We start from the raw sequence: 25,793 nt of genomic DNA on the forward strand, positions 1-25,793 counted from the left end.
TCTCGGTGCGCAATCTGCGGATTGCGCACTGCTTCACGCTTTAGCTCTCTTTATCTATTCGGCGTCACATTGCAGCGTTAACCTTGTCACAAAATAACGCTATGAATGGAGAACGCTATGGCACAACCCATCATTTTCGATTGCGATCCGGGTCATGATGACGCGATCGCGCTCGTTCTTGCACTTGCCTCCCCTGAACTCGACGTCAAAGCCGTCACCTCTTCCGCCGGAAACCAGACGCCGGATAAAACCCTGCGTAACGTTTTGCGCATGCTGACGCTGCTCGGGCGCACCGATATTCCCGTCGCCGGTGGCGCCCTCAAGCCCCTGATGCATGAGTTAATTATCGCGGATAACGTGCATGGTGAAAGCGGGCTGGACGGTCCGGCACTGCCTGAGCCGGGCTTCACGCCGCAAAACTGCACCGCCGTGGAGCTGATGGCGAAGGTGCTGCGCGAAAGCGCGGAACCCGTGACGCTGGTGGCTACCGGACCGCAAACCAACGTCGCGCTGCTGCTGAACAGCCACCCTGAACTGCACAGCAAAATCGCCCGTATCGTCATCATGGGCGGGGCCATGGGTCTAGGAAACTGGACGCCGTCCGCAGAATTCAACATTTTTGTCGACCCGGAAGCGGCGGAGATCGTCTTCCAGTCCGGTTTGCCCGTCGTGATGGCGGGGCTGGACGTGACCCATCGCGCGCAGATTATGGCTGACGACATTGAGCGCTTCCGTGCCGTGGGTAATCCGGTCGCGACAACCGTGGCTGAGCTGCTCGACTTCTTTATGGAGTATCACAAAGCCGAGAAATGGGGATTCCACGGCGCGCCGCTGCACGATCCATGCACCATTGCCTGGCTATTAAAGCCGGAGATGTTTACCACCGTCCACAGGTGGGTTGGCGTCGAAACTCAGGGGAAATACACCCAGGGGATGACGGTGGTGGACTACTACTCGCTGACGGGAAATAAGCCGAATACCACGGTGATGGTGGATATTGACCGTGAGGCGTTTGTGGATTTGCTGGCGGAGAGGCTGGCTTACTATAGTGCGGCCTGATGCCCTCACCCCGGCCCTCTCCCACGGGGAGAGGGAGCACACACTAAAAACGGCAACATGGTTGCCGTTTTGCTTTTACCTTGTGCGGCCTGATGCCCTCTCCCTGTGGGAGAGGGCGCAAACCTGCGCTTTTACCTAGGGCTCAAACGGACGACGCTGGAACTGATCGTGGCCGCATTTCGGACACAGCGACAGGACCTCCGGCGTATACACCGCAATATGGTGGTGGCAATTCTCGCACACCAGATTTCCCAGCCCGACCACCTCACCGCTGTGGTACACACCGTGGTGGTTCAAATCCTGAAAGACTTCACGCCACTCCAGCTGCGTTTTATCCGTGATATCGGCCAGCTCCTGCCACAGGCTCTCTTTGATCACCCGCATGAAAACGCTGTCCGTGACCTCCTCCTGGCTCTCCTGGTAGCTGCGCGCGAACTCTTCCAGATCGCGACGCACGGCACGCGTCACCTCTTCCACTTCGGTTCGCGTTAACTCACCCGTTTGCGACACGCGGGCACGCGCCTGCTCCACCAGCGCATCGATATCGCGCTCGCCGTTACGCAGCCGTTCCGTCAGTGTCGCCACCAGTTCGCGGTAAAATTGAGCAACCTTGTTCATCATTTTGCCTCCCGGGTAAGTAACTATTTCTAATAATAGACCTTATTTCATCGCCGCTTTGTCAGGTGAAGCACAGACCCGGTAAATTCCTGCAAAGCGCATTTGTGCGAAAGGCTGTTTTGACGCGGGCGTTTGGGCTATGCTATGCGGATCTGAATTACCACATCCATTGGCTACATTTGTAGCTGTATTGAAAACAGGACCACTGGCTGCCATGCAAGAGCAATACCGCCCGGAAGAGATAGAATCAAAAGTCCAGCAACACTGGGACGAGAAGCGCACCTTTGAAGTAACCGAAGACGAGAGCAAAGAGAAGTATTACTGCCTGTCGATGCTTCCCTATCCTTCTGGTCGACTACACATGGGCCACGTGCGTAACTACACCATCGGTGATGTGATTGCGCGTTACCAGCGCATGCTGGGTAAAAACGTTCTGCAACCCATCGGTTGGGATGCGTTCGGTCTGCCTGCGGAAGGCGCGGCGGTAAAAAATAATACGGCGCCGGCACCGTGGACGTACGACAACATCGCGTACATGAAAAACCAGCTCAAAATGCTGGGCTTTGGCTATGACTGGAGCCGCGAGCTGGCAACCTGTACCCCGGAATACTACCGCTGGGAACAGAAGTTCTTCACCGAGCTGTACAAAAAAGGCCTGGTGTACAAGAAGACCTCTGCCGTTAACTGGTGCCCGAATGACCAGACCGTTCTCGCGAACGAACAGGTTATCGATGGCTGCTGCTGGCGCTGTGACACCAAAGTAGAGCGTAAAGAGATCCCGCAGTGGTTTATCAAAATCACCGCTTATGCTGATGAGCTGCTGAACGATCTGGATAATCTGGACCACTGGCCAGATACCGTTAAGACCATGCAGCGCAACTGGATCGGCCGTTCCGAAGGCGTGGAAATCACCTTCAACGTTGAGAACTACGACCAGACTCTGACCGTCTACACCACCCGTCCGGACACCTTCATGGGCGCGACCTACCTGGCCGTGGCCGCAGGTCACCCGCTGGCGCAGAAAGCGGCAGAAAACAATCCGGAACTGGCTACCTTCATCGACGAATGCCGCAACACCAAAGTGGCCGAAGCCGATATGGCAACGATGGAGAAAAAAGGCGTTGATACCGGCTTTAAAGCCATTCACCCGCTGACGGGCGAAGCGATCCCTGTCTGGGCCGCCAACTTTGTACTGATGGAATACGGCACGGGCGCCGTGATGGCCGTTCCGGGTCACGACCAGCGCGACTACGAATTTGCCACCAAATATGGCCTGACCATCAAGCCAGTTATCCTGGCGGCTGACGGTTCTGAACCAGACCTGTCCGAACACGCGCTGACCGAAAAAGGGACCTTGTTCAACTCCGGCGAGTTCAGCGGTCTGAGCTTCGAAGAGGGCTTCAACGCCATCGCCGACAAGCTGGCCTCCCTTGGCGTGGGCGAGCGTAAAGTTAACTTCCGTCTGCGCGACTGGGGTGTTTCCCGTCAGCGTTACTGGGGTGCGCCAATTCCAATGGTGACGCTGGAAGATGGCACCGTGATGCCAACGCCAGAAGATCAGCTGCCGGTGATCCTGCCGGAAGACGTCGTCATGGACGGCATCACCAGCCCGATCAAAGCCGATCCTGAGTGGGCTAAAACCACCGTCAACGGCCAGCCTGCGCTGCGCGAAACCGACACCTTTGACACCTTTATGGAGTCATCCTGGTACTATGCACGCTACACCTGCCCGCAGTATCAGGATGGCATGCTGGATTCCAACGCGGCGAACTACTGGCTGCCGGTAGATATCTACATCGGTGGTATCGAACACGCCATCATGCACCTGCTCTACTTCCGCTTCTTCCACAAGCTGATGCGCGATGCGGGCATGGTGAACTCTGACGAACCTGCAAAACAGCTGCTGTGCCAGGGCATGGTGCTGGCGGATGCCTTCTATTACGTCGGTGCAAACGGCGAGCGTAACTGGGTTTCTCCGGTTGACGCGATCGTTGAACGCGACGAGAAGGGCCGTATTGTGAAGGCCAAAGACGCCGAAGGTCATGAGCTGGTCTACACCGGCATGAGCAAGATGTCTAAGTCGAAAAACAACGGTATCGACCCGCAGGTGATGGTTGAGCGTTACGGTGCGGATACCGTGCGTCTGTTCATGATGTTTGCATCTCCGGCAGACATGACGCTGGAGTGGCAAGAGTCTGGCGTAGAAGGCGCAAACCGCTTCCTGAAACGCGTCTGGAAACTGGTTTACGAGCACACCTCACTGGGCGATGCCCCGGCGCTGAACGCCGCCGCACTGACTGAAGATCAGCAGGCGCTGCGTCGTGATGTTCATAAAACGATTGCGAAAGTGACCGATGATATTGGTCGTCGTCAGACCTTCAATACCGCAATTGCGGCTATTATGGAACTGATGAACAAGCTGGCGAAAGCCCCGCAGGACGGCGAGCAGGATCGTGCCTTAATGCGTGAAGCACTGCTGGCCGTCGTTCGCATGCTGAACCCGTTCACGCCGCACGTTAGCTTTACCCTGTGGCAGGAGCTGAAAGGCGAAGGCGATATCGACAACGCGCCGTGGCCGCAGGCTGACGAAGCCGCGATGGTGGAAAACACCACGCTGGTCGTAGTCCAGGTGAACGGCAAAGTCCGCGGTAAAATTACCGTGGCGGTCGATGCAACCGAAGAACAGGTTCGCGAGCGCGCGGGCCAGGAACCACTGGTCGCTAAATATCTTGAGGGCGTTACCGTACGTAAAGTGATCTACGTACCGGGTAAACTGCTGAATCTGGTCGTTGGCTAAGCGCGGGAGGAAACGTGCGACAACTGGCAACAATACTCTTATCTCTGGCGGTGCTTGTCACCGCTGGCTGTGGCTGGCACCTGCGCAATACCACGGCAGTGCCTGCTCAGATGAAAACCATGATCTTTGATTCCGGGGATCCGAATGGTCCACTCAGCCGGGCAATTCGCAATCAGCTGCGTCTGAACGGCGTTGAGCTTGTTGAGAAACAGACGCTGCGTCAGGATGTGCCGTCTCTGCGTGTGACAGGAAGTGGTCTGTCGAGAGATACCGCGTCTATCTTCCAGGATGGCCGTACCGCAGAGTATCAAATGGTGTTGACGGTCAATGCGGCAGTTCTGATCCCGGGTAAAGACATCTATCCGATCAGCACGAAAGTGTACCGTTCGTTCTTCGATAACCCGCAGACGGCGCTGGCAAAAGATGCCGAACAGCAGATTATCATCAACGAAATGTATGACAAGGCGGCGGAACAGCTGATCCGTAAACTGCCTAGTATTGCAGCGTCAACCAAACAAGGATCTGACATTGTTGATAAACCGGTTGATGGCACGCTTCCTGCTGCTAACTCTCTGGGTAAATGATGATCAGGCTGTATCCTGAACAACTCCGCGCGCAGCTCAATGAAGGGCTGCGCGCGGCGTATCTGCTTCTTGGAAACGATCCGTTATTGCTTCAGGAAAGCCTGGATGCCGTGCGGCATGCCGCCGCCGCGCAGGGTTTTGATGAACATCACACCGTCCAGCTGGATAACAACACCGACTGGAACGCCCTCTTCTCGCTCTGTCAGGCGATGAGCCTGTTCGCATCGCGCCAGACAATTCAGATCCTGCTGCCGGAGAACGGCCCTAACGCGGCGATAAACGAGCAACTCGCAACGCTGGTCAGCCTCTTACACAGCGATCTGCTCCTTATTGTGCGTGGCAACAAGCTGACCAAAGCGCAGGAAAACGCGGCCTGGCTTACCCAACTCGCGACCCACGCAGTGCTGGTCACCTGTCAGACGCCTGAGCAGGCACATCTGCCTAAATGGGTCGCCGCGAGAGCGAAACAGCACAACCTTCAGCTGGATGACGCGGCGAATCAGCTGCTCTGTTACTGCTATGAAGGTAACCTGCTGGCCCTGGCGCAGGCGCTTGACAGACTCTCCCTGCTCTGGCCGGACGGCAAGCTGACCTTGCCGCGCGTCGAGCAGGCCGTTAACGACGCGGCGCACTTCACGCCGTTCCACTGGGTGGACGCGCTGCTGTCGGCAAAAAGTAAACGCGCCCTGCATATTCTGCAGCAGCTGCGCCTCGAAGGCAGCGAACCGGTTATTCTGCTGCGAACCCTGCAGCGCGAATTACTGCTGCTGATTACGCTCAAGCGTCAGTCTGCCCATACGCCTTTGCGTTCGCTGTTTGATAAACACCGGGTGTGGCAAAATCGCCGGGCTTTGACCACCGAGGCCATCAACCGCCTGAGTCATGAACAGCTTCGCCAGGCGGTACAGCTTCTGATGCGCGCCGAGCTTACGCTAAAGCAAGATTACGGCCAGTCGGTCTGGGCGGAGCTGGAAAGCCTTTCTCTGCTGCTCTGCCACAAGGCGCTGGCAGACGTTTTTATTGATGGATAGTATGCATTCTTTACAGGCCCTGTATGGCGGCACCTTCGACCCGGTACACTACGGGCATCTGAAGCCGGTTGAAATTCTGGCGAATCTGATCGGCCTTCAGCGCGTTACCATCATGCCCAATAATGTCCCGCCCCACCGTCCACAGCCCGAGGCGACCAGCGAGCAGCGAAAAGAGATGCTTGCCCTGGCCATCGCAGATAAGCCGCTCTTCCGGCTTGACGAGCGTGAACTGCGTCGCGACACACCCTCATGGACCTCGCAGACGCTTCAGGAGTGGCGCGCAGAACAGGGGCCAGACCAGCCGCTGGCTTTTATCATCGGTCAGGATTCCCTGCTGAACTTCCCCACATGGCATAAATATGAAACCATTCTGGAGAACAGCCATCTGCTCGTCTGCCGCCGTCCTGGCTATCCGCTGACCATGCGCGAAGCACAGTACCAGCAGTGGCTGGAAGATCATCTCACCGCCAATGTTGAAGATCTCCACAATCAGCCTGCCGGGAAGATTTATCTGGCGGAAACGCCGTGGTTCGATATCTCTGCGACCCTCATTCGCGAGCGTTTACAGCAGGGTTTAGCATGTGACGATCTGCTCCCCGCACCGGTGCTGGCCTATATCCATACGCACGGTTTGTATCAGAAAAGCGCAGATGAATAGCGGGAAGGCATAAAAAGCGGCTTATTGTTTATCCTGCCTTGACAGGGTAAGCCATACTGTTATTCTCCGCTGCCAGACTTTCCCGCCAGTCATTGCTTTACAGAAATTGTTTTACAAAAATGGCGATGCAATCTCAGGCGGAGGGTGGGATGATACCCGCCTTCAAAAGCCCGGCCGGAGACATTTGTCCCGATACAGGCATGAGTTCAGGTATACTGCCTGGCTACGAATTCAAAGTTTTACAATCTCATTCACCCCAGGGGGAAAACTTGCAGGGTAAAGCACTCCAGGATTTTGTTATTGACAAAATTGATGACCTGAAAGGTCAGGACATCATCGCGATTGACGTGAAGGGTAAATCCAGTATTACCGACTGCATGATTATCTGCACCGGTACGTCCACGCGTCATGTTGTTTCGATTGCCGATCACGTGGTTCAGGAATCGCGTGCAGCAGGGCTGTTACCGCTGGGTGTTGAAGGCGAAGCGACGGCTGACTGGGTGGTTGTCGATCTCGGCGATGTGATTGTCCACGTCATGCAGGACGAGAGCCGTCGCCTGTATGAACTGGAAAAACTCTGGGGTTAATGCGTGAAGTTGCAGCTGGTCGCCGTCGGCACCAAAATGCCGGACTGGGTACAAACCGGTTTTACTGAATATCTGCGCCGTTTTCCAAAAGACATGCCGTTCGAACTGGTGGAAATTCCCGCCGGTAAGCGCGGCAAGAACGCCGATATCAAACGTATTCTCGATAAAGAGGGCGAACTGATGCTGGCTGCCGCAGGCAAGAACCGCATCGTCACCCTCGATATTCCAGGAAAACCCTGGGATACGCCGCAGCTGGCGCACGAACTGGAGCGCTGGAAGCAGGATGGTCGTGACGTCAGTCTGTTGATTGGCGGGCCTGAAGGGTTATCCCCTGCCTGCAAAGCGGCAGCAGAACAAAGTTGGTCCCTCTCCGCGCTGACGCTTCCCCACCCGCTCGTTCGGGTACTGGTGGCAGAAAGCCTGTATCGCGCGTGGAGCATTACTACCAACCACCCCTATCACCGCGAGTAATGACTGACCAGGGTAGATTAAGCAGCGGATGAAACTACAGAATTCTTTTCGCGACTATACGGCTGAGTCCGCGCTGTTTGTGCGCCGGGCGCTGGTCGCCTTCACCGGGATTTTGCTGCTTACCGGCGTGCTGATCGCCAACCTTTATAATCTGCAAATTGTCCGCTTTACCGATTACCAGACGCGTTCCAACGAAAACCGTATCAAGCTGGTACCTATCGCACCCAGCCGCGGCATTATTTACGATCGTAACGGCACCCCGCTGGCGTTAAACCGCACCATCTATCAAATCGAGATGATGCCGGAAAAAGTCGATAATGTTCAGGATACACTGGAAGCGCTGAAAAGCGTTGTTGACCTTAACGACGACGATATCGCCGCCTTTAAAAAAGAACGCGCCCGCTCACACCGATTCACCTCCATTCCGGTTAAAACCAACCTGACGGAAGTCCAGGTGGCCCGCTTTGCGGTGAACCAGTACCGTTTCCCTGGCGTGGAAGTAAAAGGTTACAAGCGTCGCTACTACCCCTACGGCTCCGCGCTGACGCATGTGATTGGCTACGTCTCCAAGATTAACGACAAAGACGTCGACCGCCTCGATAAAGACGGCAAGCTGGCGAACTACGCCGCAACGCATGATATCGGTAAGCTGGGCATTGAACGCTACTACGAAGATGTCCTGCACGGGCAAACCGGCTATGAAGAGGTTGAGGTTAATAACCGTGGCCGCGTGATCCGCCAGCTTAAAGAGGTACCGCCGCAGGCGGGGCATGACGTCTATCTGACCCTCGACCTTAAGCTGCAGCAGTATATTGAAACCCTGCTGGCGGGGAGTCGTGCAGCCGTTGTGGTCACCGATCCTCGAACCGGCGGCATCCTGGCGATGGTGTCAATGCCAAGCTATGACCCGAACCTGTTTGTTGACGGCATTTCCAGTAAAGACTACTCCGGTCTGCTGAATGACCCCAACACGCCGCTGGTGAACCGCGCGACGCAAGGGGTTTACCCACCGGCATCAACGGTTAAACCGTACGTGGCGGTCTCTGCTCTGAGTGCTGGCGTCATCAACCGCAATACCAGCCTGTTTGACCCGGGCTGGTGGCAGCTGCCGGGTTCAGATAAGCGCTATCGCGACTGGAAAAAATGGGGTCACGGTCATCTGAACGTCACCAAATCGCTGGAGGAGTCTGCGGATACCTTCTTCTATCAGGTGGCCTATGACATGGGGATCGACCGCCTGTCAGAGTGGATGAGCAAATTCGGCTACGGACACTACACCGGCGTTGACCTCGCGGAGGAACGCTCCGGCAACATGCCGACGCGCGAATGGAAGCTGAAGCGCTTTAAAAAGCCGTGGTATCAGGGCGACACCATTCCGGTGGGTATCGGTCAGGGCTACTGGACGGCAACGCCGCTTCAGATGAACAAAGCCATGATGATCCTCATCAATGACGGCGTGGTGAAAGTGCCGCATCTGCTGCAGAGTACGGTTGAAGACGGCAAAAAAGTGCCGTGGAACCAGCCGCACGAAGCCCCGGTGGGTGACATTCATTCCGGCTTCTGGGAAATCGCGAAAGACGGTATGTACGGCGTGGCAAACCGCCCGAACGGTACCGCACATAAGTATTTCGCCGGGACGCCGTACAAAGTGGCGGCGAAGTCCGGTACTGCGCAGGTATTTGGTCTGAAAGCCAACGAAACCTATAACGCGCACCGCATTGCCGAACGTCTGCGTGACCATAAGCTGATGACGGCGTTTGCCCCTTATGACAACCCGCAGGTCGCGGTGGCAATGATTCTGGAGAACGGCGGTGCCGGGCCTGCAGTAGGGACCATCATGCGCCAGATCCTTGACCACATCATGCTGGGTGATAACAACACCGAACTGCCGGCTGAAAACCCGGCCGCCGCTGCGGCGGAGGACCAATAATCATGACGGATAATCCAAATAAAAAATCGCTGTGGGACAAAATCCACATCGACCCAGCCATGCTGCTGATCCTGCTGGCTCTGCTGGTTTACAGTGCGCTGGTTATCTGGAGCGCCAGCGGCCAGGACATCGGGATGATGGAGCGCAAAATCGGCCAGATCGCCATGGGCCTGATCATTATGGTGGTGATGGCGCAGATCCCGCCGCGCGTTTACGAAGGCTGGGCGCCCTACCTCTACATCTTCTGTATTATTTTGCTGGTTGCGGTCGATGCGTTTGGTGCCATTTCAAAAGGGGCGCAGCGCTGGCTGGATTTGGGTATTGTCCGCTTCCAGCCCTCGGAGATTGCCAAAATCGCCGTTCCACTGATGGTGGCACGCTTTATCAACCGCGACGTCTGTCCGCCGTCTTTGAAGAATACCGCTATCGCGCTGGTGCTGATTTTCCTGCCAACGCTGCTGGTTGCGGCACAGCCTGACCTCGGCACCTCAATCCTTATCGCGCTCTCAGGTCTGTTTGTCCTCTTCCTGTCGGGCCTGAGCTGGCGCCTGATTGGCATCGCGGTGGTGCTGATAGCGGCGTTCATCCCTATTCTCTGGTTCTTCCTGATGCATGATTACCAGCGCCAGCGCGTCATGATGCTGCTCGATCCGGAAACCGATCCGCTGGGCGCGGGCTATCATATTATTCAGTCCAAGATTGCGATTGGCTCCGGCGGTCTGCGCGGTAAGGGCTGGCTGCACGGTACGCAGTCGCAGCTGGAATTTTTACCGGAACGCCACACCGACTTTATCTTTGCGGTACTCGCGGAAGAGCTGGGGCTGGTGGGCATCTTAATACTCCTGGCGCTATACGTTCTGCTGATTATGCGGGGATTGTGGATTGCAGCACGCGCGCAAACGACCTTTGGTCGCGTCATGGCTGGCGGGTTGATGCTGATTTTATTCGTTTATGTCTTCGTAAATATTGGTATGGTGAGTGGTATTCTGCCGGTGGTAGGCGTACCGCTGCCGCTGGTGAGTTACGGGGGCTCGGCACTGATCGTGTTGATGGCCGGGTTTGGTATCGTGATGTCGATCCATACCCACAGAAAAATGTTGTCAAAAAGCGTATAAAAATAAGGGGATCGGAATGCGTAAGCAGTGGCTGGGGATCTGCATTGCGGCAAGTTTACTTGCGGCCTGCACAAGTGATGATGGTCAGCAACAGGCAACCGTCGCGCCGCCGCAGCCTGCGGTGTGTAATGGCCCAATCGTTGAAATCAGCGGTGCCGATCCCGTTTATGAACCGCTGAATGCCAGTGCCAATCAGGATTACGAGCGCGACGGCAAAAGCTATAAAATTGTTCAGGATCCTTCCCGTTTCAGTCAGGCGGGCTTTGCCGCCATTTACGATGCCGAGCCAGGCAGTAACCTGACGGCCTCCGGGGAGACGTTCGACCCGATGCAGCTGACGGCGGCACACCCAACGCTGCCGATCCCGAGCTACGCCCGCATCACCAACCTGGCAAACGGCCGTATGATTGTCGTGCGTATCAACGACCGCGGCCCGTACGGAAATGACCGGGTGATCTCCCTGTCTCGCGCGTCAGCCGATCGTCTGAATACCTCAAACAACACCAAAGTCCGTATTGACCCGATTATCGTGGCACAGGATGGTTCGCTGTCCGGGCCAGGTACCGCGTGTACGACGGTGGCGAAACAGACCTATGCCCTGCCCGACCGCCCAAATCTTGACGGCGGAATGGGCAGCGTCTCTTCTCCGGCCGAGCCTGCTCAGCCGGGGGGAGAAATACGCCCAATCAGCAATGACACGCTGCAAAGCGACGATTCAACGGGCGCACCGGTAAAGAGTAGCGGCTTTCTTGGCGCACCGACGACCTTAGCCTCGGGCGTGCTGGAAGGCAGTGAGCCTACCCCAGCCCCCGCTCCCGTTGCTGCGCCAGCGACCCAGTCGGCTCCCGTAACGGCGCCCGCGGCCACGCAAAGTGCAGCGGTGACGGCTCCAACAGCGGCCAGCGGCAGCTATGTGGTTCAGGTCGGCGCAGTGAGCGATCAGGCCCGGGCCAAACAGTATCAGCAGCGTCTGAGCCAGCAGTTTGGCGTACCAGGGCGCGTTGAGCAGAACGGTGCGGTCTGGCGCATTCAGATGGGGCCGTTTGCCAGCAAATCGCAGGCAGCCTCCCTGCAGCAGCGTCTGCAGAATGAAGCTCAGCTTCAGTCATTTATCGCTGTTGCGAAATAATTAACCGGCGGTATCCGAATTGTCAGTTTGTGTAAAACACATTCACAAACTCATGCTTAAAGTCGGATGCCTGCCTGAATAGCATTTGCTATAGTAAGGCACTTTTTTTAATTCCATCACGGATGTCGTAGTTCTGACCATGAAGACCACTTTTTCTGCTCGTTTTGTGCAGCGCATGGCGCTGACCACGGCCCTTTGCGCGGCTGCGCTCTCTGCAGCTCACGCCGATGACCTGAATATCAAGACCATGATCCCCGGCGTTCCGCAAATCGACGCGGAATCCTACATCCTGATCGATTACAACTCTGGCAAAGTGCTGGCAGAACAGAATGCCGATGCCCGCCGTGACCCGGCCAGCCTGACCAAAATGATGACCAGCTACGTTATCGGCCAGGCGATGAAGGCAGGTAAATTCAAAGAAACGGATCTGGTCACCATCGGTAACGATGCGTGGGCGACCGGGAACCCGGTCTTTAAAGGTTCCTCTCTGATGTTCCTGAAACCGGGTATGCAGGTTCCTGTTTCCCAGCTGATTCGCGGTATCAACCTGCAGTCGGGTAACGATGCCTGCGTGGCGATGGCCGATTTTGCCGCCGGTAGCCAGGATGCTTTCGTGGGCCTGATGAACAGCTACGTGAACGCGCTGGGTCTGAAAAACAGCCATTTCCAGACCGTACACGGCCTGGACGCAGACGGTCAGTACAGCTCCGCACGTGATATGGCGCTGATTGGTCAGGCGCTGATCCGCGATGTCCCGAATGAGTACTCTATCTATAAAGAGAAAGAGTTCACCTTCAACGGTATCCGTCAGACCAACCGTAACGGCCTGCTGTGGGATAACAGCCTGAACGTTGACGGCATCAAAACCGGTCACACCGACAAAGCGGGCTACAACCTGGTCGCCTCCGCCACTGAAGGCCAGATGCGTCTGATCTCTGCCGTGATGGGGGGTCGCACCTTTAAAGGCCGTGAAACAGAAAGCAAGAAGCTGCTGACCTGGGGCTTCCGTTTCTTCGAAACCGTGAATCCACTGAAAGCAGGCAAAGAGTTTGCGTCTGAACCCGTCTGGTTCGGCGACAACGACCGTGCTTCTCTCGGCGTTGATAAAGACCTCTACCTGACCATTCCGCGCGGTCGTATGAAGGATCTGAAAGCCAGCTACGTACTGAACAGCACCGAGCTGCACGCCCCGCTGCAGAAAAACCAGGTTGTGGGTACCATCAACTTCCAGCTGGATGGCAAAACGATCGATCAGCGTCCGCTGGTGGTCCTGCAAGAAATTCCTGAAGGCAATTTCTTCGGCAAAATCATTGATTACATTAAATTGATGTTCCACCACTGGTTTGGTTAAAAATTGAACACTTGAAAGTGTGATTTTGATCCCCATATACTAAGTATCCTGATAACTCCCACATGACGTGGGAGTTATTATTTTTTGACGTTACGCCGGAGCTGACATGAAAACCAAACTTAACGAACTGCTTGAATTCCCTACCCCATTTACCTACAAAGTAATGGGTCTGGCGAAACCTGAGCTGGTTGATCAGGTGGTTGAAGTGGTACAGCGCCATGCGCCGGGTGACTACTCTCCGTCAGTAAAACCAAGCAGCAAGGGCAACTACCACTCGGTTTCTATTACCATCACTGCGACACACATTGAGCAGGTTGAGACGCTGTACGAAGAGCTCGGCAATATCGAAATCGTTCGTATGGTGCTGTAGTCCCTTTGCGGTTACCCGGTTTGCCGGGTAACCCCTCTCCCCGCTGTGATATACTCCCGCATACCTTTTGTCCCTCGTCTTCGGAGACGCAGTTTTGTATCAGGATAAAATTCTGGTCCGTCACCTCGGGCTGCAACCTTACGAGCCTGTCTCCCAGGCTATGCATGACTTCACCGACTCACGCGATGATACAACCCCCGATGAGATCTGGCTGGTCGAACACCTGCCGGTCTTTACGCAGGGTCAGGCGGGAAAAGCAGAACATTTATTAATGACGGGCGATATCCCGGTTATCCAGAGCGATCGCGGCGGCCAGGTCACGTACCATGGGCCCGGGCAGCAGGTGATGTACGTCCTGCTCAATCTGAAGCGCAGAAAGCTGGGCGTCCGTGAGCTGGTTACCCTACTGGAACAAACCGTCGTCAACACGCTGGCGGAATATGGTATTGATGCGCATCCGCGTGCCGATGCGCCTGGGGTTTACGTTGGGGAAATGAAGATCTGCTCTCTGGGGCTGCGTATTCGTAAAGGCTGCTCATTCCACGGCCTGGCATTGAATATTAATATGGATCTTGCCCCTTTCCAGCGCATAAACCCCTGCGGCTACGCCGGTATGGAAATGACGCAAGTGCGCCAGTGGGTTGAAACCGCTACGCCAGACACTATTCGCCCCGTGCTTTTGAAGAACGTGTTAGCGCTACTTAACAATCCCCCGCACGAATATATCCCTGCTTAATATATCCTACAACAGGGCTCGCTAATTTGGCGGGCCACCGTTTATTTACCGTTTTTGCACTTTACAATAATCCACAGATTCTATATTTTCGAAGCGCCCGAATATTACCGCTACATATTATTTAGCCTCCAGCAAGCACGGCAAACACGGCATAAGTAACGTGAGCAATTATCACACAAGTGTTTGCTTTTGATAAACAAGTGAAACAAAACCAACACTTTACGAATCTCTACAAGCATAATAAATAAATTCAACTATCATTCATATTGTGAATGTATACGGAGTGAAAGCGTGGAGTATAATAATTTACCAGCCAAACGACTGAATGAACCTGGTGGCGAAGACAAGCCGCAAATTTTTCGGACTTTACGTAATATTGATCTCAATTTACTGACTATTTTTGAGGCAGTATATGTCCATAAGGGTATCGTTAACGCTGCGAAAATTCTTAATCTCACGCCATCAGCAATTAGCCAGTCCATCCAAAAGCTACGCGCTATATTTCCTGACCCGTTATTTATCCGTAAGGGCCAGGGGGTAACGCCGACGGCCTACGCCACGCATCTCCATGAGTACATCAGCCAGGGGCTGGAGTCGATTCTGGGCGCACTGGATTTAACCGGGAGCTACGATAAGCAGAGAACCATCACCATCGGCTGTTCCCCTTCGGTGGGTGTGCTGGTCATGCCTGCGATCTTCCAGGCCGTGAAAGAGCATGCTCCGCAGCTCCTGCTTCGCAATGTGCCTCTCCATGAACCTGACGTTCAGCTTGCCCAGTTCCAGACGGACCTGATTATTGAAAGCGGCAGCTTCAGCGCCAGAGCGCTGGGACAAAATGTGCTCTATACGGATAACCTGGTGCTGGTTTGCCGGCAGCAGCATCCGGTTCTCAGCGAACCGCTGACCCTCGAAAACCTGCGCAACTACGACCACTCGTCTTTTATGACCGAAGGGCAGTCTAACCATGCCCTTCGTCAGCGTATTGATGAAATTTTCCCGGAACGTCAGATCAGCTTCAGCAGTTACAATATGTTCACCACCGCCTCTCTGATCGGCAGCAGCGATATGCTGTGCGTGATGCCATCACGCCTGTATAACCTGCTCCGGAAATGCTGGCCGCTGGACAGCATTCCCCTCAGTCAGCTTAATGCGGAATCAGTTGAGATTTCACTGCATTACAACAAGCTGAGTTTGCGCGATCCGGTCCTGGAAAACGTCATCCGCATTATCCGTCAGGCCTTCTGACAGGTTGAGCCAGCATAAGCCCCTGCGACAGGCAGGGCAAAAGGCACAAAACAACAACTATTTTACAAATTGGCGATCTGGCAGGCTGCTTTAACGACCGTTTCAATGATATACTGCCTGTCGTTCGTTCAAAAATAGTTGATAAATACAACATTCCCTTGAATTGAAACGCTTTCCTTCGATATTCGCAACTGGAACACGCACGCTATGAGTAAACCCATTGTGATGGAACGCGGTGTTAAATACCGCGATGCCGATAAAATGGCCCTTATCCCGGTTAAAAACGTGGCTACAGAGCGCGAGGCGCTGTTAAGAAAACCGGAATGGATGAAAATCAAACTTCCGGCCGACTCTTCGCGTATCCAGGGGATCAAAGCGGCGATGCGCAAGAATGGCCTTCACTCCGTTTGTGAAGAAGCCTCTTGTCCGAACCTTGCTGAATGTTTCAATCACGGTACCGCGACGTTTATGATTCTGGGTGCGATCTGTACCCGCCGCTGCCCGTTCTGCGATGTTGCTCATGGCCGTCCGGTCGCACCTGATGCTAACGAACCTCAGAAGCTGGCGCAGACCATCGCCGACATGGCGCTGCGCTATGTGGTTATCACGTCCGTTGACCGTGACGATCTGCGCGACGGCGGAGCGCAGCACTTCGCTGACTGTATTACGGCCATTCGCGAGAAAAGCCCAAACATCAAAATCGAGACGCTGGTGCCTGACTTCCGCGGCCGTATGGACCGCGCGCTGGATATCCTGACCGCGACGCCACCGGATGTGTTTAACCACAACCTGGAAAACGTACCGCGTCTCTATCGTCAGGTCCGCCCGGGCGCTGACTATAACTGGTCTCAGAAACTGCTGGAGCGTTTCAAAGAAGCGCATCCGCATATTCCGACTAAGTCAGGTCTGATGGTGGGTCTGGGTGAAACTAACGATGAAATCATCGAGGTGATGCGCGATCTTCGCCGCCACGGTGTGACCATGCTGACCCTGGGCCAGTATCTGCAGCCAAGCCGTCACCACCTGCCTGTACAGCGCTACGTGAGCCCGGACGAGTTTGATGAAATGAAAGCCGAAGCGATGGCGATGGGCTTCACCCACGCAGCCTGCGGCCCATTCGTTCGCTCCTCATACCATGCCGATATGCAGGCTAAAGGCGAAGAAGTTAAATAAAGCTGTAATATTCATTTACAGTAATACAAAAAAACCGGCCTCATGAGCCGGTTTTTTTTCGCATGCCCTCAGGCGTTGCTGTCACTCTTTGTGAGAAAGCTTATCTGCCGGGACGTCATCCTCAGCGCTTTTCTTCGCGGCTGCATCATCGTCGTTCATCGCTTTCTTAAAGCCTTTGATGGCAGCCCCCAGGTCACCACCCAGCGTGCGTAACTTCTTGGTACCAAACAGCAGGACGACCAGTGCGGCAACCACCAGCAGTTTGGTAATACTAATCTCACCCATAGATACCTTCTTTACTTAAAACAGGCTGCATTCAGCGCCAAAACCTGACTGTATTAACGGTCATTTAGCGCGTGCACACAATAGCAATCTGTAACAAGGTGAATCAAGCATTGTTGAAAAAAACATCACAATAATTGCGGTGGCGCAAACCGACGATTGCGAAGAACAGGTAATTGCTGACGTGCAAGCGCAATTCTGTCTATGTTTATCTCCGCCACCAGCAAATCCGGCGCTTCCGCAGCGGCGGCAATCGTCACACCCAGCGGATCGACCACCCTGCTTTGCCCGATGTTTTTCGTGCCGCACTCTCCTGCAGCAACAACATAGCAGGTGGTATCCAGCGCGCGTGCCGCCAGCAGCGTTGCCCAGTGGTGCTCTTTTAACGGTCCTTTGACCCACGCGGCAGGCAATACCAGTACGTCCGCGCCTTGCAGCGCCAGATGGAGCGCCAGCTCCGGAAAACGCAGGTCATAGCACGTCATCAGCCCGATCTTGAATCCGTCAATCTCCAGAAGCGGTGGGATACTGTCTCCGGGGTCAACGCGCCGCGACTCCTGAATGCTGAACGCATCATAGAGATGCAGCTTGGCGTACCGTGCAACAATGGCTCCGCCGCGAATCGCCACCAGCGTATTCACTGCACGGCCCGGCGTGGAGGGAACATGGATCGTTAAGATCGTCGTCATCGTATTGCCCATGCTCTGGGCGAGCAGTTGCTGCAAGAACTCGCCGTCCAGCGGTTGCGCAGACTTCACCGATAAATCCGGGTCGTTATCATCCCTGGCCAGCAGCGCCTCGGGGAGCACCAGCAGCGATGCGCCTTTCTGCCGGGCCTGCATCATCAGGTTGACGCATGTTATCGCGTTCGCCTGCCAGTCTGGCGTGACCGCAAATTGCCCTACCGCAACATACATATTTGTCCCCTCATCATAAACGGCGTTAAACTCGCTTCTCTTACACATCAAATAGCAGGTATTTAGCGTGTTACAACTACTTTTAGCCGTTTTTATTGGTGGGGGGACGGGTAGCGTTGCGCGATGGTTTCTGAGTATGCGGTTTAACCCGCTGCATCAGGCGATTCCCATGGGGACACTGGCTGCAAACCTGATTGGTGCCTTTATCATTGGCATGGGGCTGGCCTGGTTTAACCGAATGACGCACATTGATCCAATGTGGAAAGTCCTGATTACCACCGGATTCTGCGGCGGATTAACCACCTTTTCGACGTTCTCTGCGGAAGTGGTGTTTCTCTTTCAGGAAGGCCGTATCGGCTGGGCGCTGGCGAATATCGCAATTAACATGCTCGGCTCGTTTGCGATGACGGGGATCGCATTTTGGCTCTTTTCCTCCGCAAGCACGCATTAACAGACGGACCGTTAATGTTGGCTTAATTTTTCTCTGTCACTCTGAGTGCAGTACTGAACGAGGGTGACAGAATGAAACAGAGTCTGATGAGCGCAGGCATGGTGTTGTTGAGCGTGCTGATCGTTGCAAGCTTCCTGAAAATGTATCTGCTTGGCTGATTCAAAACGAAAAAAACCCGCTCAGTGAGCGGGTTTTGAAATTCTTGCTGACGCGTCTGAATTACAGAGCGATTACGTTAGCAGCAGAAGGGCCTTTGGCACCGTTAGTGATTTCGAACTCTACACGCTGACCTTCAGCCAGAGTTTTGAAACCATTAGACTGGATTGCAGAGAAGTGTACGAACACGTCTTTGCTGCCATCTTCAGGAGTAATGAAACCGAATCCTTTGGACTCATTAAACCACTTAACGTTACCTTTAATCTTAGACATCAAAATTACCTTTACATTAAAAAACGACACAAATGCTGTGTCGGTTACCAGTACATCAATTGTGAGACCTTTTGTCCAGCGGATCTTTGATAAAAAGTGACTAAAGTCGCGTTAATTTTCACTGGCCGATTTTTATCGTTTATGAATCAACGCCTGCACGTTTTTTCACCAGACTATGACGTTTTTTCAGTTAAAACTGAAAACGCATCCAGGCGAAGTAAACGTTACCGTTGTTATACGTGCCCGGAATGTAGGTCATCTGGAACGTTGCGGGACCGTAGCCGATAGAAGCCAAAGGCAGCAGCACCGGAATCGGAATGTAGTTCCAGTTGTCACGCGCGGTGACCCCCGCGGTATAGCCCAACCCAACATGGAAGTTCTCGTCGGCTAGCGGGCGCCAGGTTTTCTCCCAGCCGTAGCCTCCAATCGGCTCCCATTTATTAAAGGAGTCTTTAAAGGCCATCAGATAGATGCCATGCCAGTTTCCCTTTTCATCCCAGCGCGACTGACCAAAACCCGCGCCCCACGGACGCTCGTTGTATTTATCGGTCTTCTCTTTGTCATATGCAAAACGCGCATGCCACGTTATTGCCGGAACATAGAGATCATAATGTTCGGGCGCCGTCCATGTCTGAGAGACATTATCCGTAAAGGTTGAGAACCATCCTTTATCCGTCGCGTTGTCCTCTGCCTGTGCAACAGAAGAAAACGTTAACTGCCCAAAAATAAACAATAAAATTGAGAAAAATGTATTACGTACGATCACAATGCAATTACCATTCTTAGTATTCGAGGCAAAGTTTACCATAAAATAGTTGAATCGAAGCTTAACGGCATCAGCGTTATTCCTAATTATTCGGCCTTTTTCCGGGAATATTCTTAATAAAACCGGACAGTAAGATTGAATAAGCACATACAGGGTGGGCCTTTAGCCTGTTTCACCTTCTTTATCAGCAACATGCCGCATTATACAAAATATTAACAATCTGTTATCATTGTAAGGACATATTGCGCTATTTCTGACGGTCAAGACCCGCATGGCATAAATGTATGAGCCATGGCAAAAACACGGTTGTTCTGCTCTCTAGTCGTCTGTTTATTGATTTTAATCAGCAAGAACAGGCCATTTATTCGGCACATTTTCATCCTTCTTTTTTTTATTGATTTTTTGTGCTCCATAGCAGCAGAGATACAGGGGAAATCATGCTTACGTTATTCGAGCTCCTTATTGGAGTCGTCATCATTGTCGGTGTCGCACGCTACATCATTAAAGGCTACTCGGCCACGGGCGTATTATTTGTTGGCGGTTTAACGCTGCTGATTATCAGCGCACTGATGGGGCATCAGGTGTTGCCTGCCAGCGCAACCAGCACCGGTTACACCGCCACCGATATTGTGGAATATATTAAAATATTGCTCATGAGCCGCGGCGGTGACCTGGGCATGATGATCATGATGCTGTGCGGTTTTGCGGCCTACATGACCCACATCGGCGCCAACGATATGGTCGTTAAGCTTGCCTCCAAACCCCTGCAATACATCAACTCGCCGTATCTGCTGATGGTCGCCGCCTATTTCCTCGCCTGCCTGATGTCACTGGCCGTTTCGTCGGCTACCGGACTTGGCGTACTGCTGATGGCCACGCTGTTCCCGGTCATGGTGAACGTCGGTATCAGCCGCGGCGCGGCAGCAGCCATTTGCGCGTCTCCGGCTGCGATTATTCTCTCCCCGACCTCCGGCGACGTCGTGCTGGCGGCAAAGGCTGCGGAGATGTCGCTCATCGACTTCGCCTTTAAAACCACGCTGCCGATCTCAATCGTTGCCATAGTGGGCATGGGTATCGCGCATTTCTTCTGGCAGCGCTATCTCGATAAGAAAGAAAACATCAGCCATGAAATGATGGACGTGAGTGAAATCACCACCACCGCTCCCGCGTTTTATGCCATTCTGCCCTTCACGCCGATTATTGGGGTGCTGATTTTTGACGGCAAATGGGGCCCGCAACTGCACATTATCACCATTCTGGTGATCTGCATGCTGCTGGCTGCCGTGCTGGAATTTGTGCGTGGTTTTAACACGCAAAAGGTGTTCTCGGGTCTGGAAGTTGCCTATCGCGGCATGGCGGATGCCTTCGCTGGCGTAGTGATGCTGCTGGTGGCAGCGGGCGTTTTTGCCCAGGGTCTGAGCACCATCGGCTTTATCCAGAGCCTGATCTCTATCGCCACCTCGTTCGGATCGGCCAGTATTATCCTGATGCTGGTCCTGGTGGTACTCACCATGCTGGCGGCGATGACCACCGGTTCCGGTAATGCGCCTTTCTACGCTTTCGTTGAGATGATCCCGAAACTGGCCCACTCCTCCGGTATTAACCCGGCCTATCTCTCCATTCCCATGCTGCAGGCGTCAAACCTGGGCCGTACCATCTCCCCGGTATCAGGCGTGGTGGTTGCCGTTGCCGGGATGGCAAAAATCTCCCCATTCGAAGTGGTAAAACGCACCTCCGTACCCGTTCTGGTTGGGCTAATTATCGTAATTATCGCCACGGAGGTGCTGGTTCCCGGCGCAGCCTAACCTAAATTAGGGATATCCAGAAAGCGCCTGCGGGCGCTTTTTGTGCTTTAATAACCCCCAGAAATTAATCACGCTCATTCGATCAGGAAATCATATGTTCAGGAAGGATATTGTTATCCCGTCCGGCGCAATCGCGCTTGCACTCTGTGTCTTCTCCACACAGGCAGAACCGCTCAAGGCAACCCAGTATGGCGATTTCGATCGCTATGTGCTGGCTCTGTCCTGGCAAACCGGGTTTTGCCAGAGCATGGTCGAGCGCAACCGCAATGAACCTGACGAATGTCGCCTGCAAAAAGAGCGCGAAAATAAAGCCGATTTTCTGACCGTTCACGGGTTATGGCCCGGCCTGCCGAAATCCATTGCCGCACGCGGGGTAGATGAGCGTCGCTGGATGCGTTTTGGTTGCGCCACGCGCCCCATTCCGAACATGCCGGAAGTGAAGGCCAGCCGCAAATGCGAAGCCGCCGAAACCGGGCTGTCGCTTTCCGCTGCCGCAAAGCTCAACGACGTGATGCCGGGCGCGGGCGGTAACTCCTGCCTGGAGCGTTACGAATACGCTAAACACGGCGTCTGCTTTGGTTTCGATCCCGATGCCTATTTCGGCACGATGGTGCGGATGAATCAGGAAATTAAAAACAGTGCGGTCGGTAAATTCCTTGCCGGTCACTACGGGAAAACCGTCACTCGCAGCGATTTTGACAATGCCGTGGCCAGGAGCTGGGGCAACGAGAACGTCAAAGCGTTCAAGCTGACCTGCAGCGGCAACCCGGCTTATCTGACTGAGATGCAGATTTCGCTGAAGGCAGACACCATTAACAACCCGCTTTCTGCGACCTCATTTGCCCCGCAGCCACATCCGGGTAACTGCGGTAAACAATTTGTGATTGATAAAGCCGGCTACTGATCCACCGTTGGGCGCACCATATCAAACCGGTTTTCATCGCTGATGCCATAGTACGCCGTCGGCCCACCCGCACGCAGGATGGGCTGCGCTTTCGCCGTCTGGTATATCCCCTCTTCCAGCAGCGTTTCGTCAATATGGATACCGACCACTTCCCCCAGCACCAGCCACGTGTCTACCGGCGTACCGTCAGCCCCCGTCAGCTGAATGCACTGTGACAGGCGACACTCAAAATTCACCGGGCTTTCTGCAACGCGAGGCGCGTTCACCAGCTGGCTGGCCGCTGGCGTGAGCCCGGCAAAGCTAAATTCATCCCGGTCGTGGGGAAGCATCGCGGAGGTTTGATTCATAGCCTGGGCAAGATCGCGCGTTGCCAGATTCCAGACAAACTCTTTTGTCTCAGTAATATTACGCACGCTGTCCTTCCAGCCGTTGCTGGAAAAGCCGATGATCGGCGGGCGATAGTTAAAGCAGTTAAAGAAGCTGTACGGTGCGAGATTCAGCTGACCGGCCTTATCGCATGAGGAGATCCAGCCTATCGGACGCGGACCAATAATGGCGTTCAGCGGGTCATGCGGCAGGCCGTGTCCCTGAGACGGTTGATAGAAGTACATAATTCTCTCTCGTTGGCGGGCAACGCCCGGATTCACGACACTCAGCGTAACGTATTCCGCCAGGAATGAAGACTGAATAAATTTCAGCAAAATTCATATGGCCCATGAATGTGACTTTCATCACTTCAAACTTGCGCGCTCAGCCAGTATCATCGGGAGAGTTAAACCCTCGCTGCCAGACGGCGAGGGTTTTCTTTTGGATCAGTTTCTGCGTAAGACGCAGCATTAACGACATGGAGTAAAAAATGTCCAGACCTACCATTATCATCAATGAGCTCGACGCAGAACGTATCGACAGGCTGCTGGAAAAAGCGGAGTTCGCCTCGCTCCCCGTGGCCGACGCCCTGAATGAGGAGCTCGACCGGGCACAGATGTGCACGCCTGAGACGATGCCGCATAACGTGGTCACCATGAACAGCCAGGTGAAATTCCGCAACCTGACCACCGGTGAAGAGTTGACCCGTACGCTGGTTTACCCCGCTCAGATGACCGACAGCAGCGCACAGCTTTCTGTTCTGGCCCCTGTGGGTGCCGCACTGCTGGGGCTGCGTACGGGGGATACGATCCACTGGGAATTGCCGGGCGGTGCCTCGACCCATCTGGAAGTGCTGGAGCTGCTCTACCAGCCAGAAGCCGCGGGCGATTACCTGCGTTAATCTCTTCTGAATAAGCACCTCCCCGCTTTGCACAGAGGATGCAGCCGCATCCTCTTTCCGCAAATTCACCCGATTTTCCTATACCGCGCAAAATGGCCTTAATCCACGCTTAATCTGTTTTGGTGCCGCGGGGACGGTCATGAGTGAGATAGGCGTTATCACACTTATCTTTCTGATTTTTGTGGCGATTATCGTCACGGCCGTGCTCTATCTTGAACGCCACTGGTAAGCGAACATTCTCAGGCCACCCCACCCGGGAAGGCGTTCACCAGGCCCTTAACGGTCTGCTCTGCGGCTTCGGGCGTGTCTGCCCCCGGGACCAGAATCACCTTCCGGCACTCCTCCTCCCGTTTTTCGAAAATCTTATAGGCGCGCTCCGCATCCGCAAGGGGGAGATAGTGGGTCACGATCTCTTCCGGTGTAAGCAGCCCTTTTTCGATCAGCGGTAAAAGTTCACCCAGCCAGGCATGGACGTGCGTCTGGCCCATCTTAAACGTCAGCCCCTTATCAAAGGCATCGCCAAACAGGAAGCCATGGATAAACCCTGCGTATACGCCGGGTACGCTGACCACCCCGCCGCGCCGCACGGCAGCAATGCACTGACGCAACGCTTTGCCGCTGCTGCCTTCAATTTTAAGATTGCTGAGGATCGTTTCCGTGGTGCTGCCTTTCGCTTCAAACCCGACCGCATCAATCACAGCGTCAACGCCGCGCTGGCCCGCGGTCTGCTCGATGATTTTTTCCGCGGCGTCGTTGTCATCATCGAAGTTGATGGGAATTGCGCCGTATCGTGCCTCGGCAAATCGCAACCGGTAAGGATGGTGATCGATGACAAAGATCTGCTCAGCCCCCAGCAGCCGCGCGCAGGCAATGGTCAGTAGCCCCACCGGCCCGGCGCCGAAAACGGCTACGCTTGAGCCTTTTTCAATCTGTGCATTTTTTGCCGCCTGCCAGGCCGTGGGTAAAATGTCGGAAAGGAAAAGTGCTTTATCATCAGAAAGAAGCTGCGGGACTTTAAACGGCCCGACGTTCCCCTTTGGCACGCGAACGTATTCCGCCTGTCCCCCCGGCACACCGCCGTAGAGGTGGCTATAGCCAAACAGCGCGGCCGGCGCGGGGATTTGCTTTTTGTTCAGTGCAGCACCCTGCCCGGCGTTGGTATTCTCACAGGCCGCGTATTGCTGCAGACGACAGAAGAAACAGTCTCCGCAGGCGATGACAAAAGGGATCACCACGCGATCGCCTTTTTGCAAATTCTTTACCTCTGCACCGCACTCGACGATTTCCCCCATAAACTCATGGCCAAAAATATCGCCGTGCTGCACCTTCGGGATCTTTCCGCGGTAGAGATGCAAATCGGAGCCGCAGATAGCCGTAGCCGTGACGCGCAGAATGATATCGTCGGGCTGTTCGATGATGGGGTCGGGGACATTCTCGACGCGAACATGGTGTGGACCGTGATACGTAAGTGCTTTCATGCGACCTCCGAAAGGTTCCAGGTAAGTGTATAAGGGTAGCTACCCCTGAAGGTCTGCCCGTGAATACGGTTCTTTTGAGATTTATCCTGGCAAGATAAGAAAACTGACGGGGCGCTTACAGAAACCATGACTATTTTGTGGTTGAATGAGTACAGCGTTTATAAACAAGGAGAAACGGTATGTATCAGAGAATCATTATGCCGGTTGATGTTTTTGAGATGGAGTTGAGCGACAAGGCCGTACGCCACGCGGAGTTCCTGGCGCAGCAGGACGGGGTCATCCATCTGTTGCACGTGCTCCCGGGCTCCGCCAGCCTGAGCCTGCACCGCTTTGCTGCCGATGTGCGCCGCTTCGAAGAGCATCTGCAGCACGAGGCGGAAACGCGCCTGCAAACCATGGTCAGCCACTTCAGCATCGACCCTTCACGGATCAAAACGCACGTCAGATTCGGCAGCGTACGTGATGCGGTAAATGAACTGGCGAACGAGCTGAAAGCAGACGTGGTGGTCATCGGTTCGCGCAACCCTTCCATTACCACGCATCTGCTGGGATCTAACGCCTCCAGCGTGATCCGCCACACGCATATACCGGTGATGGTCGTCAGATAAAAAAAGAGGCCACCTTTCGGTGGCCTCTCGCT

General features: G+C 54.4%; 28 protein-coding genes. 21 read left to right on the plus strand and 7 right to left on the minus strand.

The features are described 5' to 3' along the window. Positions 1 to 117 precede the first annotated feature (117 nt). The gene (gene rihA / locus BMW97_RS08010) at positions 118 to 1,059 is read left to right on the plus strand and encodes a pyrimidine-specific ribonucleoside hydrolase RihA (RefSeq protein WP_045909588.1); all 942 of its coding nucleotides are present in this window, start codon (positions 118 to 120) and stop codon (positions 1,057 to 1,059) included. Positions 1,060 to 1,194: 135 nt separating this feature from the next. Here the strand turns inward: rihA and BMW97_RS08015 are convergent, their stop codons facing one another. Beyond that, positions 1,195 to 1,677 (minus strand): zinc ribbon-containing protein, encoded by a 483-nt coding sequence (locus BMW97_RS08015; RefSeq protein ID WP_023617134.1) that lies wholly within the window; start codon positions 1,675 to 1,677, stop codon positions 1,195 to 1,197. A 214-nt stretch (positions 1,678 to 1,891) separates the two neighbouring features. On the opposite strand from BMW97_RS08015, the gene leuS reads away from it, so the two are divergent. From leuS to lipA, 14 genes are all read left to right on the plus strand, one after another. Continuing rightward, positions 1,892 to 4,474, plus strand: coding sequence for a leucine--tRNA ligase (gene leuS, locus BMW97_RS08020; protein WP_045909589.1), 2,583 nt, complete (start codon positions 1,892 to 1,894; stop codon positions 4,472 to 4,474). A 14-nt stretch (positions 4,475 to 4,488) separates the two neighbouring features. Next, positions 4,489 to 5,058, plus strand: coding sequence for an LPS assembly lipoprotein LptE (gene lptE / locus BMW97_RS08025; protein ID WP_008501042.1), 570 nt, complete (start codon positions 4,489 to 4,491; stop codon positions 5,056 to 5,058). After that, entirely contained in the window at positions 5,058 to 6,089 is a 1,032-nt protein-coding gene (gene holA, locus BMW97_RS08030; protein ID WP_045909590.1) for a DNA polymerase III subunit delta, read from the plus strand. The genes lptE and holA overlap by 1 nt, the downstream gene beginning before the upstream one ends. Further along, on the plus strand, positions 6,082 to 6,747 hold the full coding sequence (gene nadD, locus BMW97_RS08035) for a nicotinate-nucleotide adenylyltransferase (RefSeq protein ID WP_025912714.1): 666 nt from the start codon (positions 6,082 to 6,084) through the stop codon (positions 6,745 to 6,747). The genes holA and nadD overlap by 8 nt, the downstream gene beginning before the upstream one ends. A gap of 269 nt (positions 6,748 to 7,016) precedes the next feature. Beyond that, positions 7,017 to 7,334: a ribosome silencing factor gene (gene rsfS, locus BMW97_RS08040; protein WP_023334893.1), complete on the plus strand. Its 318-nt coding sequence runs from the start codon at positions 7,017 to 7,019 to the stop codon at positions 7,332 to 7,334. A 3-nt stretch (positions 7,335 to 7,337) separates the two neighbouring features. Further along, on the plus strand, positions 7,338 to 7,805 hold the full coding sequence (gene rlmH / locus BMW97_RS08045) for a 23S rRNA (pseudouridine(1915)-N(3))-methyltransferase RlmH (protein WP_003858701.1): 468 nt from the start codon (positions 7,338 to 7,340) through the stop codon (positions 7,803 to 7,805). Between the two features lie 28 nt (positions 7,806 to 7,833). Further along, a complete protein-coding gene (gene mrdA / locus BMW97_RS08050) occupies positions 7,834 to 9,735 on the plus strand; it encodes a peptidoglycan DD-transpeptidase MrdA (protein ID WP_008501038.1) in 1,902 nt (633 codons plus the stop codon). Positions 9,736 to 9,737: 2 nt separating this feature from the next. After that, positions 9,738 to 10,850: a peptidoglycan glycosyltransferase MrdB gene (gene mrdB / locus BMW97_RS08055; RefSeq protein ID WP_008501037.1), complete on the plus strand. Its 1,113-nt coding sequence runs from the start codon at positions 9,738 to 9,740 to the stop codon at positions 10,848 to 10,850. 16 nt (positions 10,851 to 10,866) lie between these two features. Continuing rightward, the gene (gene rlpA / locus BMW97_RS08060; protein ID WP_045909591.1) at positions 10,867 to 11,979 is read left to right on the plus strand and encodes an endolytic peptidoglycan transglycosylase RlpA; all 1,113 of its coding nucleotides are present in this window, start codon (positions 10,867 to 10,869) and stop codon (positions 11,977 to 11,979) included. Between the two features lie 139 nt (positions 11,980 to 12,118). Then, the gene (dacA, locus tag BMW97_RS08065; protein WP_008501035.1) at positions 12,119 to 13,330 is read left to right on the plus strand and encodes a D-alanyl-D-alanine carboxypeptidase DacA; all 1,212 of its coding nucleotides are present in this window, start codon (positions 12,119 to 12,121) and stop codon (positions 13,328 to 13,330) included. A gap of 106 nt (positions 13,331 to 13,436) precedes the next feature. Beyond that, positions 13,437 to 13,700, plus strand: coding sequence for a DUF493 family protein YbeD (gene ybeD / locus BMW97_RS08070; protein ID WP_003858718.1), 264 nt, complete (start codon positions 13,437 to 13,439; stop codon positions 13,698 to 13,700). A 94-nt stretch (positions 13,701 to 13,794) separates the two neighbouring features. Beyond that, positions 13,795 to 14,436: a lipoyl(octanoyl) transferase LipB gene (gene lipB / locus BMW97_RS08075; protein ID WP_045909592.1), complete on the plus strand. Its 642-nt coding sequence runs from the start codon at positions 13,795 to 13,797 to the stop codon at positions 14,434 to 14,436. Positions 14,437 to 14,727: 291 nt separating this feature from the next. Then, the gene (locus BMW97_RS08080) at positions 14,728 to 15,681 is read left to right on the plus strand and encodes a YbeF family transcriptional regulator (RefSeq protein WP_045909593.1); all 954 of its coding nucleotides are present in this window, start codon (positions 14,728 to 14,730) and stop codon (positions 15,679 to 15,681) included. 207 nt (positions 15,682 to 15,888) lie between these two features. Then, positions 15,889 to 16,854 carry a lipoyl synthase gene (gene lipA, locus BMW97_RS08085; protein WP_090392633.1) on the plus strand — a complete coding sequence of 322 codons (966 nt, stop codon included), beginning with the start codon at positions 15,889 to 15,891 and terminating at the stop codon, positions 16,852 to 16,854. Between the two features lie 81 nt (positions 16,855 to 16,935). Here the strand turns inward: lipA and tatE are convergent, their stop codons facing one another. Both tatE and BMW97_RS08095 read right to left on the minus strand, forming a co-directional pair. Beyond that, on the minus strand, positions 16,936 to 17,139 hold the full coding sequence (gene tatE, locus BMW97_RS08090) for a twin-arginine translocase subunit TatE (protein ID WP_023310742.1): 204 nt from the start codon (positions 17,137 to 17,139) through the stop codon (positions 16,936 to 16,938). A gap of 125 nt (positions 17,140 to 17,264) precedes the next feature. Next, a complete protein-coding gene (locus BMW97_RS08095; RefSeq protein ID WP_045909594.1) occupies positions 17,265 to 18,053 on the minus strand; it encodes a deaminated glutathione amidase in 789 nt (262 codons plus the stop codon). 67 nt (positions 18,054 to 18,120) lie between these two features. Between BMW97_RS08095 and crcB the strand changes: the two genes are divergently transcribed. Then, on the plus strand, positions 18,121 to 18,504 hold the full coding sequence (gene crcB / locus BMW97_RS08100) for a fluoride efflux transporter CrcB (protein WP_024907010.1): 384 nt from the start codon (positions 18,121 to 18,123) through the stop codon (positions 18,502 to 18,504). Between the two features lie 219 nt (positions 18,505 to 18,723). Here the strand turns inward: crcB and cspE are convergent, their stop codons facing one another. Together cspE and pagP are read right to left on the minus strand one after the other, a co-directional pair. Next, positions 18,724 to 18,933: a transcription antiterminator/RNA stability regulator CspE gene (cspE, locus tag BMW97_RS08105; RefSeq protein WP_002439184.1), complete on the minus strand. Its 210-nt coding sequence runs from the start codon at positions 18,931 to 18,933 to the stop codon at positions 18,724 to 18,726. A 190-nt stretch (positions 18,934 to 19,123) separates the two neighbouring features. After that, positions 19,124 to 19,741, minus strand: a complete 618-nt coding sequence (gene pagP / locus BMW97_RS08110) for a lipid IV(A) palmitoyltransferase PagP (protein ID WP_082087751.1) — start codon at positions 19,739 to 19,741, stop codon at positions 19,124 to 19,126. 395 nt (positions 19,742 to 20,136) lie between these two features. Between pagP and dcuC the strand changes: the two genes are divergently transcribed. Both dcuC and rna read left to right on the plus strand, forming a co-directional pair. Beyond that, entirely contained in the window at positions 20,137 to 21,504 is a 1,368-nt protein-coding gene (gene dcuC / locus BMW97_RS08115; protein ID WP_045909596.1) for an anaerobic C4-dicarboxylate transporter DcuC, read from the plus strand. A gap of 94 nt (positions 21,505 to 21,598) precedes the next feature. Further along, positions 21,599 to 22,408: a ribonuclease I gene (gene rna / locus BMW97_RS08120; RefSeq protein WP_045909597.1), complete on the plus strand. Its 810-nt coding sequence runs from the start codon at positions 21,599 to 21,601 to the stop codon at positions 22,406 to 22,408. On the opposite strand, the gene BMW97_RS08125 is transcribed toward rna, so the two are convergent. Then, positions 22,402 to 23,019: a flavin reductase family protein gene (locus BMW97_RS08125; RefSeq protein WP_045909598.1), complete on the minus strand. Its 618-nt coding sequence runs from the start codon at positions 23,017 to 23,019 to the stop codon at positions 22,402 to 22,404. The two genes, rna and BMW97_RS08125, sit on opposite strands and share 7 nt — an antisense overlap. Before the next feature lie 245 nt (positions 23,020 to 23,264). On the opposite strand from BMW97_RS08125, the gene rnk reads away from it, so the two are divergent. Both rnk and yldA read left to right on the plus strand, forming a co-directional pair. Beyond that, positions 23,265 to 23,675 (plus strand): nucleoside diphosphate kinase regulator, encoded by a 411-nt coding sequence (rnk, locus tag BMW97_RS08130; RefSeq protein WP_045261020.1) that lies wholly within the window; start codon positions 23,265 to 23,267, stop codon positions 23,673 to 23,675. Between the two features lie 139 nt (positions 23,676 to 23,814). Further along, the gene (gene yldA, locus BMW97_RS24375; RefSeq protein ID WP_008501020.1) at positions 23,815 to 23,904 is read left to right on the plus strand and encodes a small membrane protein YldA; all 90 of its coding nucleotides are present in this window, start codon (positions 23,815 to 23,817) and stop codon (positions 23,902 to 23,904) included. A gap of 10 nt (positions 23,905 to 23,914) precedes the next feature. On the opposite strand, the gene BMW97_RS08135 is transcribed toward yldA, so the two are convergent. After that, positions 23,915 to 25,153, minus strand: a complete 1,239-nt coding sequence (locus BMW97_RS08135; protein ID WP_045909599.1) for a zinc-dependent alcohol dehydrogenase — start codon at positions 25,151 to 25,153, stop codon at positions 23,915 to 23,917. Positions 25,154 to 25,332: 179 nt separating this feature from the next. Here BMW97_RS08135 and uspG point away from each other — a divergent pair, with 179 nt between their 5' ends. Then, on the plus strand, positions 25,333 to 25,761 hold the full coding sequence (gene uspG / locus BMW97_RS08140) for a universal stress protein UspG (RefSeq protein ID WP_023310731.1): 429 nt from the start codon (positions 25,333 to 25,335) through the stop codon (positions 25,759 to 25,761). Positions 25,762 to 25,793: the final 32 nt, after the last annotated feature.

The organism is Enterobacter sp. NFIX58 (assembly GCF_900110475.1).
Taxonomy (GTDB): Bacteria; Pseudomonadota; Gammaproteobacteria; order Enterobacterales; family Enterobacteriaceae; genus Enterobacter; species Enterobacter quasiroggenkampii.